Genomic DNA, 12,719 nt, shown 5'->3' on the forward strand with positions numbered 1-12,719 from the left:
CTCTCGCGCAAACCGAGGGTTTGCGCTGACGCGGCAGGCGGACCTTCGGTCCGCCGAGAGCAGGGGAGGGTCAGGGTAGGGGCAAGGCTCCGCACCCCGACCACGCGCCCAAGTGCCGCAGCCGCCCCACCGAGCCACATCCCCGGTTGACCGCGCCCACGCATTCCTTTGGATGTTGCGTGCCGACGGGCCCTACCCGTCCGGCATCCGAGAGGAGGTGATGCGCTTGAAAAGGTACCTGAAGTGGTTCCGACGCTTCTGGTTCCGGATGAAGTTCGAGTTCGAAGCGGGCTTCAACCAGGACCACGATATCTAAGAACCCACGGGGCGGGGCCGGGTAACCGGTCTCGCCTCCAGGGAACCGAAGGCGCATCACCTCCTTGCCTCACAAAATACCACAGCCCCGAAAGCCGTCAACGGGATGCAAAAGCGCTCCCGTTCTTGCTCCGTTCGATTCGCGACACTATTCTTTCCGGTCTCAGCGAATCATCCGGTCCTTCATGCCCGATCTCCCCTCCCCCCTCCTCCCCGCCAACGTCCAGGGCTGGTTCCGGTCGCGGGGCTGGGCGCCGCACCCGCACCAGCTTGCCATGGTCGAGGCGGCGGCGGCCGGGGACAGCGCCCTGCTGATCGCGCCGACCGGTGGCGGCAAGACGCTGGCCGGCTTCCTGCCCTCGCTGATCGATCTGGCGGAGCGCCCGCGCGAGGGGCTGCACACGCTCTACATCTCGCCGCTGAAGGCGCTCGCGGTGGACATCCAGCGCAATCTGGAAGAGCCCGTCGCCGAGATGCGGCTGCCCATCCGCACCGAGACCCGCACGGGCGACACGCCGGAATCCAAGCGGCGGCGGCAGCGGACCAACCCGCCGCACATCCTGATGACCACGCCGGAAAGTCTGGCGCTGATGATCGCCTACGCCGACGCGGCGACGATCTTCCGGCACCTGCGCTGCGTCATCATCGACGAGTTGCACGCCCTGGCCGGAACCAAGCGCGGCGACCTGCTGGCCCTGGGGCTGGCGCGGCTGGCGAAACTGGCGCCGCAGGCCCGGCGGGTCGGGCTGTCGGCCACGGTGGCGGAGCCGGCGCAGCTGCTCGCCTGGCTGTCCAGGACCGGGCAGGCGGATGGCGGCGACGTGCGGCTGGTCACCGGCCGGGCCGGCGCCTCCGCCGAGGTGGAGATCCTGACGACGCGCGAGCGGCTGCCCTGGTCCGGCCGCATGGCCATGCACGCGCTGAAGGAGGTGTACCAGCGCATCCGCGCCCACCGCACCACGCTGGTCTTCGTCAACACCCGCGCCCAGGCGGAGCTGGTCTTCCAGGAACTCTGGCGCCTCAACGACGACACCCTGCCCATCGCGCTCCATCACGGCTCGCTGGCGGCGGAGCAGCGGCGCAAGGTCGAGGCCGCCATGGCGGCGGGCAAGCTGCGGGCGGTGGTGGCGACCTCCTCGCTCGACCTCGGCATCGACTGGGCGGCGGTCGATCTGGTGGTGCAGATCGGCGCGCCGAAAGGGGCGAGCCGGCTGGTCCAGCGCATCGGCCGCGCCAACCACCGGCTGGACGAGCCGAGCCGCGCCCTGCTCGTCCCCGCCAACCGGTTCGAGGTGCTGGAATGCCGCGCCGCGCTGGACGCCGTGGCGGCGATGAGCCTGGACGGCGAGCGGCCCCGCCCCGGCGGGCTGGACGTGCTGGCCCAGCACATGCTCGGCATGGCCTGCGCCGAGCCCTACCGGCCCGACGACCTGTACGACGAGGTGGTCCGCGCCGCCCCCTACGCCGGGCTGTCGCGGGACGAGTTCGACGACGTTCTGGACTTCGTGGCGACCGGCGGCTACGCGCTCGGCAATTACGAACGCTTCCACCGGCTCAAGCTGCGCGAGGACGGGCGCATGGCGGTGGCCGGACCGGCGGTGGCGCGGCAGTACCGCATGAACGTCGGCACCATCACGCAGGAGGCCATGCTGCGCGTCCGCCTGAGCCGCGGCCCGGTGCTGGGCGAGGTGGAGGAGCATTTCATCCAGGGTCTCACCCCCGGCGACACCTTCGTCTTCGCCGGCCAGTTGCTGAAGTTCCTCGGCATCCGCGAGATGGAGGCCCAGGTCGCCAAGGGCGGCACCGGGGAGCCGAAGGTCCCGGCCTACGCCGGCGGGCGGTTGCCGCTGACCACGGCGCTGGCCGACCGGGTGCGCGCCATGCTGGCCGACCCGGCGCAGTGGCCCGGCCTGCCGGAGGATGTGCAGGAATGGCTGCGGCTCCAGCGCTGGCGCTCCGTCCTGCCGACGCAAGACGGGCTGCTGGTGGAGAGCTTCCCCAAGGCGGGCAAGCGCTTCCTCGTCGTCTACGCCTTCGAGGGGCGGAACGCGCACCAGACGCTGGGGATGCTGCTGACCCGGCGGATGGAGCGGATGGGCTGCGGCCCGCTCGGCTTCGTCGCCACCGATTACGTGCTGGCGGTGTGGTCGCTGCGAACGCCCAAGGACATGGACGGGCTGTTCGACCAGGACATGCTGGGCGACGATCTGGAAGCCTGGATGGACGAGTCCTCGATGCTGCGACGGACCTTCCGCAACGTGGCGCTGATCACCGGGGTCATCGACCGCCGCCATCCCGGACAGGAGAAGTCGGGCCGGCAGGTCACCTTCTCCTCCGACCTGATCTACGACGTGCTGCGCAAGCACGACCCTGGCCATGTGCTGCTGCGCGCCACCCGCGCCGACGCGGCGGGCGGGCTGACCGACGTGCGGCGCCTGTCGGATTTCCTCACACGGGTGAAGGGCCGCATCACCCACAAGGACCTCGACCGCGTCTCCCCCCTCGCCGTTCCGGTCATCCTGGAGATCGGGCGAGAACGGGTGGACGGCTCCGCCACCGACGAACTTCTGGAGCAGGCCGCCGCCGATCTGGTGGCCGAGGCGATGCCGGAGCTGGATTCGCCCCGTGATGCACAAGGCCGCTTGACGTTGTGATGACCATGGACATGACGATGACCCTGCGGGGCGCCGCGCTGGCCCCCGATCCCTCCGGCGCGCTGGTCTGGCCGGCGGAGCGGACGCTGGTGGTCGCCGACCTGCATCTCGAGAAGGGCTCCGCCTTCGCGGCGCGCGGACGGATGCTGCCGCCCTACGACACGCGGGCGACTCTCGGCCGGCTGGCGGATCTGGTGGAGCGGCTGGCTCCGGAGCGGGTGATCTGTCTCGGCGACAGCTTCCACGACCGCCGCGCGGCGAGCCGCATGGAGGCGGGGGACGTGGCACGGCTGCGCGACCTGACCGGACGGGTGGCGGACTGGCTGTGGGTCACCGGCAACCACGATCCGGAACCGCCGGAGGGGTTCGGCGGGCGCATCCTGGACGAGCTGATGCTCGGCCCGCTGACCTTCCGGCACGAGGCGGTGCCCGGCGCCGTCGGCGAATTGTCGGGGCACCTGCACCCGGTGGCCGCCGTCGTCGTGCCGGGCCGGCGGGTGCGGGAACGCTGCTTCGCCTTCGACGGGGGAAAGCTGATCCTGCCGGCCTTCGGCGCCTTCGCGGGCGGGCTGAACGTGCTGGACCCGGCGGTGTCCGGCCTGCTGGCGGCGCGGTTCGAGGTGCATCTGCTGGCCCGCGGCAAGGTCCACCGCTTCCCGCGCAGCCGCCTCTCCCCGGACAAGGCGTAAAAGAAAAAGCCCGGAGAGTCGGGGGAACTCTCCGGGCGAGTAGTCCTGCCGGAACCGGCGGTGAGACGTCCGGCAGGAGGGACCTCAATGAAAAAGCAGAACGTCAGTTCGGCATCATGACCGTGTCGATCACGTGGATGACGCCGTTGGACGCCATGATGTCGGGCTTCACGACCTTCGCGTTGTCCACCATCACGCCGCCCTTCGTCGCGTCAATGTCCACGGCGGTGCCCTGCACGGTTTTCGGCGATGCCGTCTTGCCGGCGATATCGGCCGAGGTCACCTTGCCAGACACCACATGATAGGTGAGTACGGAGCGGAGCTTCTCGCGGTTCTCCGGTTTCAGAAGATTTTCGACGGTGCCGGCGGGAAGCTTGGCGAAGGCCTCGTCGGTCGGGGCGAAGACGGTGAAGGGGCCGCTGCCCTTCAGCGTGTCAGCGAGCCCGGCGGCCTGGACGGCCTGGACCAGCGTCTTGAACTGGCCCGCCGAGACGGCGGTGTCCACGATGTCCGCCGCCTTTGCGGTGACGGCAGCGAGGGACAGCGGCAGGGCGACGGTGGCGGCGGTCAGCAGGCGTGACAGGCGGGACATGTGGTTTCCTCCGTTGGATGGCGTCTCGTTCCTCCCCCGACCGTGGAACCGGTGCCGTCGGCCGCCGTGCCTCCGGCTCCACGTCGTGGCAGCGAAGGCGGAAATAGCGGCGCGAAAATCGCGGTCAATAGGATTTCCCCAGGAAAAATTTTTGCCGTCGTGGTGATCCGGAGCAATCGGCGCCGCGTAGCAAGAGCCATTGACCGCGGTCATTGACTGCGGCGTTTTGGCATGCCCGTTTTTCTGTCCATGTCCTTAAAGTTGGCCGATGAAGACCGATCAATCCCCCATCCTCGTCTGGTTCCGCAACGATCTTCGCCTTGCCGACAACCCGGCGCTCAGCGCCGCGGCGGAGGATGGGGCGCCGGTCATCCCGGTCTACATCCGGGAGAAGGACGCCCACGATCCCTGGCTTCCCGGCGGCGCCTCCCGCTGGTGGCTGCACGGCAGCCTGGAGCGGCTGGGCAAGGCGCTGGCCACATTGGGCTCACCCCTGGTGCTGCGCAGCGGCGATCCCGCCGCCGTGCTGGCGGCGCTGGCCGAGGAGACCGGCGCCGACACGGTGCTGTGCAACCGCCGGGCCGGCCCGACCGCCATCGCCCGCGACCGCCGGGTGGGCGAGCGGCTGACCGCCCGCGGCGTGACGGTGCATCCCCACAACGCCGCCCTGCTCTACGAGCCGGGAACCGTCCGCACCAAGTCGGACACGCCCTTCCGGGTGTTCACGCCCTTTTGGAAGGCGCTGCTGTCGATGCCGGAGCCGCCGCGCCCCACCCGCGCGCCGGCCAGGCTGACGCCGCCGGACAAGCCGGTGTCGAGCGAATCGCTGAGGGATTGGGGCCTGCTGCCCAGCGCGCCCGATTGGGCCGGCGGCCTGCGCGAGCGCTGGGAGCCCGGCGAGGAGGCGGCGCGCGAGCGGCTGGCCGATTTCCTGGACGGGCCGGTCGCCGCCTACCCGGCGGAGCGCGACCGCCCGGACCATGACGGAACCTCCGTCCTGTCACCGCACCTTGCCTTCGGTGAGATCGGCCCGCGGCAGGTCTGGCACGCCACCCGCCACGCCGCCGACCAGCGGCACGAACTGGCCGCCGGCGCCGAGGTCTTCCTGCGGGAACTCGGCTGGCGGGAGTTCAACCACCATCTGCTGCGCGAGGAGCCGGGGATTCCGGACACGCCGCTGGACGCCCGCTTCGCCCGCTTTCCCTGGCGGACGGACAGGGCGGGACTGCGCGCGTGGCAGAGCGGGCACACCGGATACCCAATCGTGGATGCGGGCATGCGGCAGCTCTGGCAGACCGGCTGGATGCACAACCGCGTGCGCATGATCGCCGGCTCCTTCCTCATCAAGGACCTGCTGATCCCCTGGCAGGAGGGCGAGGCGTGGTTCTGGGACACGCTGGTCGACGCCGACATCGCCAACAACGCCGGCAACTGGCAGTGGGTGGCCGGCTGCGGCGCCGACGCTGCCCCCTTCTTCCGCGTCTTCAACCCGATCCTCCAGGGCGAGAAGTTCGACCCGGAGGGCGCCTACGTCCGGCGCTATGTGCCGGAACTGGAAACGCTGCCCAACCGCTGGATTCACAAGCCGTGGGAGGCCCCGGACGAGGCGCTGCGGCAGGCGGGGATCACGCTCGGCAAGGACTATCCGCGGCCGATCGTCGACCACGGCACCGCCCGCGACCGCGCGCTGGCCGCCTTCCAGGAGATCAAGAAAGCCGGCGATTGATCGACGCGGAGTCGTAAAATCCGACCGTGCGTTTTCATTCCGCCTTCATGGGAGCGCAAAGAAACCGTCACCGGCCGCCGGTAAGGTGCGCCCGCCCCTACCCAAAATAAATTTGCGGAAAGAGACGAGGCACGCCGATGGACACCCCGACGGACACCCAAGACCTGCCCCAGAAGGGCACCAAGTACCTGACCTTCGAGGGCCGCGAGGACATCGGCTCCAACCCGTCCGAAAACCCGACCATGGGCGACGTCATCAACGCCCGCCTCGGCCGCCGCGACATGATGCGCGGCATGCTGAGCGGCGCTGCGGTCAGCGCCCTGATCGGCCCGGCCGCCCTGCTCTCCGCGCCGCGCGAGGCCGAGGCCGCCGTCACCGGCGCCCCGCGCCCGGCCAAGGCCAGCTTCTCCTTCCAGGAAGTGGCTCACGGTGTCGACGCCGACCATCACGTCGCCGCCGGCTACAACGCCGACATCCTGATCCGTTGGGGGGACCCGGTGGTCCCCGGCGCGCCGGCCTTCGACCCGATGAACCAGTCCGCCGAGGCGCAGTCGAAGCAGTTCGGCTACAACAACGACTTCGTCGGCTACGCCCCGCTGCCGCTCGGCTCGCAGTCGCCGGACCGCGCCCTGCTCTGCGTGAACCACGAATACACCGACGAGGAGGTCATGTTCCCCGGCATCGGCGTGGAGCAGCAGAAGGGCAAGTTCGCCCGCATGACCAAGGCGCTGGTGGACATCGAGATGGCCGCCCACGGCGGCACCATCATCGAGATCCGCAAGGTCAAGGGCAAGTGGGTGACGGACCCGACTTCCAAGTACAACCGCCGCATCACCGGCGAGACGGTCTGCGCCATCACCGGCCCCGCCGCCGGCCACGCCCTGATGAAGACCAACTACGACCCGACCGGCACGATGGTCCGCGGCATGCTGAACAACTGCGCCGGCGGCATGACGCCCTGGGGCACCTGGCTGTCGGCGGAAGAGAACTTCAACGGCTATTTCTGGGGCAAGGTCGAGGACACCAACCCGAACGCCAAGGCGCTGAAGCGCTACGGCTTCCCTGGCGAATGGTACAACTGGGGCGTCCATCACGACCGCTTCGACATCGCCAAGGAGCCGAACGAATGCAACCGCTTCGGCTGGATCGTCGAGATCGACCCCTACGACCCGACCTCGACCCCGAAGAAGCGCACGGCGCTCGGCCGCTTCAAGCATGAGGCCTGCCAGATCGCGGTCGGCAAGGACGGCACCGTGGTCGCCTACTCCGGCGACGACGAGCGGTTCGACTATGTCTACAAGTTCGTCGCGGCGAAGAAATTCGACCCCAAGAACCGCGCCGCCAACATGGACATCCTGGAGACCGGGACGCTCTACGTGGCGAAGTTCAAGGCCGACGCCTCGGTCGAATGGCTGCCGCTGGTCCACGGCCAGGGCCCGCTGACCGCCGAGAAGGGCTTCCCCGATCAGGCCACCGTGCTCATCAACGCCCGCCTCGCCGCCGACGCGCTGGGCGCCACCAGGATGGACCGCCCGGAGGACATCGAGGTGAACCCGGTGACCGGCAAGGTCTACGTCATGCTCACCAACAACTCCCGCCGCAAGCCGGAGCAGGTGGACGCGACCAACCCGCGCGCCGAGAACAGCTGGGGCCACATCGTCGAGATCCTGCCGGAAGGCGGCAACCACGCCTCGACCAAGGGCGAATGGACGATCCTGGTCCGCGGCGGCAACCCGGCGGACCAGAAGGTCGGCGCGCAGTTCCACGCCGACACCTCGGCCAACGGCTGGTTCTCCTGCCCGGACAACGCGGCGGTGGACCACCGCGGCCGCCTGTGGGTCACCACCGACCAGGGCGAGAACTGGAAGAAGGCGTCGGGCACCGCCGACGGCGTCTGGGCCGTGGAAACCGAAGGCGACCTGCGCGGCCTGTCCAAGATGTTCTACCGCGTGCCGGTGGGTGCCGAGATGTGCGGTCCCTGCTTCTCTCCCGACGACCGGACCCTGTTCGTCGCCGTGCAGCACCCGGCCACGGACGGCGTGGACCAGTGGGACGGCTTCAAGGGCAAGCTCTCCTCCTTCGAGGACCCGGCGACCCGCTGGCCCGACTTCAAGCCCAACATGCCGCCGCGTCCCTCGGTGGTCGCCATCACCAAGAAGGACGGCGGCGTGATCGGTCTCTGACCGGACGCATGACCGTCCCATAACCCAGCGACGCGCCTTGAAAGGGCGGCCCCCGCATCCAGGGCCGCCCTTCTTCTTTGTCTGGTGTCGGCGTCCGGCGATGTAATAAGATAACGCCATGACCGCCGATCCCAACCCCACCGCCGGCCCGGCCTCCCGCCATGGGCACGATCACGCGCATTGCATCGCCGACGCGCTGACGCGCGCCGACGCCCTGTGCGCGGAGCGCGGCGCGCGGCTGACCGCGCTCCGCCGGCAGGTCCTGGAACTGGTCTGGAACAGCCACAAGCCGCGCGGCGCCTACGCCATCCTGGAAGACCTCAGCCAGCGCGAGGGCAAGGCCACCGCCCCGTTGACCGTCTACCGCGCGCTGGAGTTCCTGGTGGAGCATGGGCTGGTCCACCGCATCGAATCGCTGAACGCTTACATCGGCTGCGCGGCGCCGGGGGCCGTCCATTCCGGGCAGTTCCTGGTGTGCGAGACCTGCGGCAACGCCGTGGAGATCGACGACCCGCGCATCCGCGCCGCCATCGGCACCATCGCCGCCGAGCATGGTTTCCAGGTCAGCCGCCCCACCGTCGAGGTGCGCGGCACATGCACCGACTGCCAGGAGAAGACCCCGTGACCGCCGCACCCACCCCCGCCGCCCCGCCGGCGCCCCGCCTGCCCGTCTCGGTGCTGACCGGCTTCCTCGGCAGCGGCAAGACCACGCTGCTGCAACGGCTCCTGCACCATCCCGGCATGGCCCGCACCGCCGTGGTCATCAACGAGTTCGGCGAGGTCGGGCTGGACCATCTGCTGGTCGCCAAGGCGTCGGAGAACATGGTGCTGATGGACAGCGGCTGCCTGTGCTGCACCATCCGCGGCGACCTCGTCGACACGCTGCGCGACCTGTTCCTGAAGCGCGTGCGCGGCGACATCCCGGAGTTCGACCGGGTGGTGGTGGAAACCACCGGCCTTGCCGACCCGGCCCCGATCATCCACACGCTGATGAGCGACCCGCTGCTGGCCGCCCGCTTCCGCCTGGACGGCGTCATCAGCACGGTGGACGCGGTGCACGGCGCCAACCAGCTCGACCGCCAGCCGGAGAGCGTGAAGCAGGCCGCCGTCGCCGACCGCATCGTGCTGACCAAGACCGACCTCGCCACGCCCCACACGACGCTCGCCTTGTGCCAGCGCCTGTCGGCGATCAACCCGGCGGCCCCGCAGATCCCCGCCGCCTTCGGCGAGGTGGACCCGAAGCAGTTGTTCGACGCCGGCCTCTACAACCCCGACACCAAGAGCCCCGACGTGGCGCGCTGGCTCCGGGAAGAGGCGTACCGCGACGAGCAGGCCCATCATCATGATCACGGTCATGACCATGATCATGACCACCATCATCACGACCACGGGCATGGCGACTCCTGCGGCCCCGACTGCGGACACGACCATCACCACCACGATGCCAACCGGCACGACGACCACATCCGCGCCTTCTGCATGGTGGTGGACGAGCCGATCCCGTGGAACAACTTCGTCGACTTCATGGAGGCCCTGATCGCCACCGGCGGGGAGAACCTTCTGCGCATCAAGGGGTTGCTGAACGTGAAGGAAAGCCCGCTGCCGGTCGTCGTCCACGGCGTGCAGCACATGTTCCACCCGCCGGTCCAACTTCAGGAATGGCCCGGCGAGGATCACCGCTCCAAGATCGTCTTCATCACCCGCGACATCGGCGAGGCGGTGATCCAGCCGATGTTCGACCAGTTTGTCCGCGGCGCGGAAGGGGCGGCCTGAGGGCACTCCTTGCCCCCACCCCGGCCCTCCCCCGCTTTGCAGGGGAGGGTGCCTTCTGGGAAGCGGCGGCAGTCCCCTCCCCTGCAAAGCGGGGGAGGGTTAGGGTGGGGGCGACCGCCCGCCTCACTTCACCTTGTAAAGCTGGAAGTACCGCCCTTCCTGCACCAGCGTCAGATGCTCCGGCACCGGATTGGCGCGGCCCGGCTCGCTGAACAGCACATAGACGTAGCCGAAGCGCCGTGGCCAGTCGGCCCAGTAATGGTTGTCGCGCAGACCCGGCTGGCGCACCGCGTCGGCGACGTAGCCGATGCGCGGCATGTAGGTGAAATCACCATCCAGGTCGGCATAGTCCGGCTTCAGCAGCAGCACCTGCTTGCCCGGATGGGTGAAGGCGATGGGCACGAGGCTGGAGCGCTCCATCAGCGCCAGCACCGGCGCGTGGTGCAGTCCGAAGGACAGGGCGCGGTCGTCGGTGAACTGGGTGGCGCGGAAGATCGACTTGTGCAGAGTCTCGTCGGCGTAGGTGGCGAGCACCGTGCTGCCCGGCTCGATCCGCTGCAGGGACTGGCGCACCTCCTCCAGCAGCGGGTCCACCCTGGCCAGCCCCACCCCGGCGTCGGCGCTGCGCAGCAGCGACAGAGCGACCACCACCGCGAGGAATCCCGCCCGCAGGGCCGAGGTCGCCAGCTCCCAGCGCACGAAACCCAGCGCGACGAAGGCGATGCCGATGGGCAGGCGGCTGTCGGCGAACCAGGAGCCGAAGAGGACCAGCGGCATCGCCGCATAGACCACCAGCCCCAGCGCGATGGTGATGGCGCCAACCGGATGCAGCCGCAGCGCCCCGCTCCACAGCCCCCAGGCGATGCCCAGCCCGACGGCGATGCCCGTCACGTAGCCGACCGTGTCGGCGTAGCCGCCGAACAGGAAGTCGAATCCCATCAGCTTCGCCGTGCCGACCCACAGCACCGCGTCGGCGAATCCCGACGACGGGCTCATCAGCAGCAGCGGCGGCACGACCAGGAAGGGCAGCCCGAAGGCCAGCGCGTCCGGAAGCGCCCGCCGCGGCGCGCGCCAGCCGCCGCTCCGCCACAGGCGCCAGCCCTCGAAGGACAGCAGCGTCAGCCCGTAGAGCCCGAGCGCGAACAGGTGCGAGATGAACAGCAGCAGCACGACGCCCAGCGAGGCCAGGCCACGCTGCCAGGGCGCCCGCTCCCGCATCACGATCCAGCCGGCGATGCCCCACAGCGCCAGCCCCAGCCCGAACAGGTAGTTGAACAGGCCCATGTAGGTGGACAGCGTGTAGAGGAACAGCCCAGCGGCCAGCGGCCCCAGTTCCACCCGCCCCCACACCGCGCGGTAGAGCGCGATGGACCCGGTGACCAGCACCAGATAGCTGGCGGTGACGAACAGCCGGCTCGCCGTGTGCACCCCGATCAACTTGGCCAGCGGCGGCACGACGATGTCCATCACCAGATTGGGGATGATCGCCCAGCGCACCATGTAGAACTGCGCCAGCGCCGGGTCCTGGTCGAGATGGGCCAGGGCGTACATGCGGGTGACGTGGTTGACGTAGTCGCCCAGAGCCGGAATCTCGAACATCCAGACGGGGACCGAGGCCGCCACCAGGATCAGCAAGGCGGCGGGCCAGACATAGACGGATTCGGCGCGCGACGCCGCCCGCCCGTCGAGGGTGAAGTCCCTGAACATGCGGCCCCCCTCAAACGCTTTTCGGGACGGACGGGGGCGGAGCGGCGGGGGCGGCGGCCGTGGGGGACGCCTGCAGGTCCTGCGGATAGCGGTTGTGCAGGCCGGCCCGGTAATGGGTCCAGAAGTCGCTCAGCCCCTTCACGTCGGCGCGCCGGTGCAGCAGGTAGTAGAGCGTGTACTTGACCATCATGCGGGCGATCGACTTGCGCTCGTAGGTGGCGTGGATGTAGCCCATGTTGCGGAAGAAATAGGGGGCACGGTTCTCCGGCATCTCCTCGATGGTTCCGAGAAAGCCGCCGGCCAGCGGGCGCTGGGTGCGGCGGTTGCGTGGGTGGACGTGCAGGGCGTGCACCGCCGTACCGTCGCGCAGCCCGGCCCGGCGGGCGCGCAACGTGAACTCCCACTCGTCGCCCCAGATGAACATCTCGCGCTTGATGTTGCCGATCCGCTCGAACACGCGGCGGCGCAGCAGCGTCCCGTTGAACAGCGCGATGGCGCCCGGCACGATGCCGTCCTGCGCCGCCGCGGCGAAGGCGTCGGCCTTGGTGAAGCCCTGCATGGTGAAGGCCAGATCGCCGCGGTCCTCCGCCGCGACCACGGTCGGCCCGACGAGGTCGAGGTCGTGCCGCTCGCCCTGGCGCAGCAGCTCGGCCAGCGCGCCGGGCGCCGGGATGCCGTCGTCGTCGGTGCTCCAGATCCAGCGGGCGCCCAGTTCCAGCGCCGTTGCGAAGGCGGTGTGATAGGCGCCGGCGGAGCCGATGTTGGCCTGCCGGACCACCAGAAGCTCCGGCACCGCCGCCCGCTGTTCGGCCAGCCATTCCGCTGTGCCGTCGCTGGAGCCGTTGTCCACCACGACGATGCGGTCGGGCCGCGGCTCCTGCCCATGGATGGCCGCCAGACAGGTCTTCAGCAGGGCCAGACGGTTGTGGGTGACCACCACCGCGACGACCGGCGTCTCCCAGGGCGTTTCCCGAGGCCGTTCCTCGGCTCCGGTGTCCGGCGTCCGGGGCGTCTGGGCTTCTGACATGCGGTTTCCGTCCTTCGTCTGAGCTTGGGCATCAATGCTTGGGCGTCCGTGCC

The 12,719-nt window shown here is 69.6% G+C and carries 9 protein-coding genes; 6 read left to right on the top strand and 3 right to left on the bottom strand.

The features are described 5' to 3' along the window. Positions 1 to 500 precede the first annotated feature (500 nt). Both AC1DVI_RS19855 and pdeM read left to right on the top strand, forming a co-directional pair. On the top strand, positions 501 to 2,969 hold the full coding sequence (locus AC1DVI_RS19855) for a ligase-associated DNA damage response DEXH box helicase (protein WP_476959447.1): 2,469 nt from the start codon (positions 501 to 503) through the stop codon (positions 2,967 to 2,969). Beyond that, positions 2,969 to 3,658 (top strand): ligase-associated DNA damage response endonuclease PdeM, encoded by a 690-nt coding sequence (pdeM, locus tag AC1DVI_RS19860; protein WP_476959448.1) that lies wholly within the window; start codon positions 2,969 to 2,971, stop codon positions 3,656 to 3,658. The genes AC1DVI_RS19855 and pdeM overlap by 1 nt, the downstream gene beginning before the upstream one ends. A gap of 103 nt (positions 3,659 to 3,761) precedes the next feature. Here pdeM and AC1DVI_RS19865 read toward each other — a convergent pair whose 3' ends face one another. Then, the gene (locus tag AC1DVI_RS19865) at positions 3,762 to 4,250 is read right to left on the bottom strand and encodes a fasciclin domain-containing protein (protein WP_476959449.1); all 489 of its coding nucleotides are present in this window, start codon (positions 4,248 to 4,250) and stop codon (positions 3,762 to 3,764) included. Positions 4,251 to 4,518: 268 nt separating this feature from the next. Between AC1DVI_RS19865 and AC1DVI_RS19870 the strand changes: the two genes are divergently transcribed. The 4 genes from AC1DVI_RS19870 to AC1DVI_RS19885 all read left to right on the top strand — a co-directional run bounded on the left by AC1DVI_RS19870 (position 4,519) and on the right by AC1DVI_RS19885 (position 9,932). After that, positions 4,519 to 5,976: a cryptochrome/photolyase family protein gene (locus AC1DVI_RS19870; RefSeq protein ID WP_476959450.1), complete on the top strand. Its 1,458-nt coding sequence runs from the start codon at positions 4,519 to 4,521 to the stop codon at positions 5,974 to 5,976. A gap of 137 nt (positions 5,977 to 6,113) precedes the next feature. Further along, on the top strand, positions 6,114 to 8,159 hold the full coding sequence (locus AC1DVI_RS19875) for a PhoX family protein (RefSeq protein WP_476959451.1): 2,046 nt from the start codon (positions 6,114 to 6,116) through the stop codon (positions 8,157 to 8,159). 118 nt (positions 8,160 to 8,277) lie between these two features. Beyond that, a complete protein-coding gene (locus AC1DVI_RS19880) occupies positions 8,278 to 8,784 on the top strand; it encodes a Fur family transcriptional regulator (protein WP_476959452.1) in 507 nt (168 codons plus the stop codon). After that, the gene (locus AC1DVI_RS19885; RefSeq protein WP_476959453.1) at positions 8,781 to 9,932 is read left to right on the top strand and encodes a CobW family GTP-binding protein; all 1,152 of its coding nucleotides are present in this window, start codon (positions 8,781 to 8,783) and stop codon (positions 9,930 to 9,932) included. Before AC1DVI_RS19880 ends, AC1DVI_RS19885 begins: the two co-directional genes overlap by 4 nt. Positions 9,933 to 10,055: 123 nt before the next feature. On the opposite strand, the gene AC1DVI_RS19890 is transcribed toward AC1DVI_RS19885, so the two are convergent. Continuing rightward, positions 10,056 to 11,639: a hypothetical protein gene (locus AC1DVI_RS19890; protein ID WP_476959454.1), complete on the bottom strand. Its 1,584-nt coding sequence runs from the start codon at positions 11,637 to 11,639 to the stop codon at positions 10,056 to 10,058. Between the two features lie 10 nt (positions 11,640 to 11,649). Beyond that, a complete protein-coding gene (locus AC1DVI_RS19895) occupies positions 11,650 to 12,666 on the bottom strand; it encodes a glycosyltransferase (protein ID WP_476959455.1) in 1,017 nt (338 codons plus the stop codon). Between the last annotated feature and the right edge of the window lie 53 nt (positions 12,667 to 12,719).

The sequence above is a fragment of the Azospirillum sp. P4_B5 genome (genome assembly GCF_056402275.1).

Excerpts from the sequence above, each read along its gene's own strand:
- AC1DVI_RS19895 (WP_476959455.1), bottom strand. The coding sequence starts at position 12,666 with ATGTCAGAAGCCCAGACGCCCCGGACGCCGGACACCGGAGCCGAGGAA.
- AC1DVI_RS19865 (WP_476959449.1), bottom strand. The coding sequence starts at position 4,250 with ATGTCCCGCCTGTCACGCCTGCTGACCGCCGCCACCGTCGCCCTGCCG.
- AC1DVI_RS19880 (WP_476959452.1), top strand. The coding sequence starts at position 8,278 with ATGACCGCCGATCCCAACCCCACCGCCGGCCCGGCCTCCCGCCATGGG.
- pdeM (WP_476959448.1), top strand. The coding sequence starts at position 2,969 with ATGACCATGGACATGACGATGACCCTGCGGGGCGCCGCGCTGGCCCCC.
- AC1DVI_RS19890 (WP_476959454.1), bottom strand. The coding sequence starts at position 11,639 with ATGTTCAGGGACTTCACCCTCGACGGGCGGGCGGCGTCGCGCGCCGAA.
- AC1DVI_RS19870 (WP_476959450.1), top strand. The coding sequence starts at position 4,519 with ATGAAGACCGATCAATCCCCCATCCTCGTCTGGTTCCGCAACGATCTT.
- AC1DVI_RS19875 (WP_476959451.1), top strand. The coding sequence starts at position 6,114 with ATGGACACCCCGACGGACACCCAAGACCTGCCCCAGAAGGGCACCAAG.
- AC1DVI_RS19855 (WP_476959447.1), top strand. The coding sequence starts at position 501 with ATGCCCGATCTCCCCTCCCCCCTCCTCCCCGCCAACGTCCAGGGCTGG.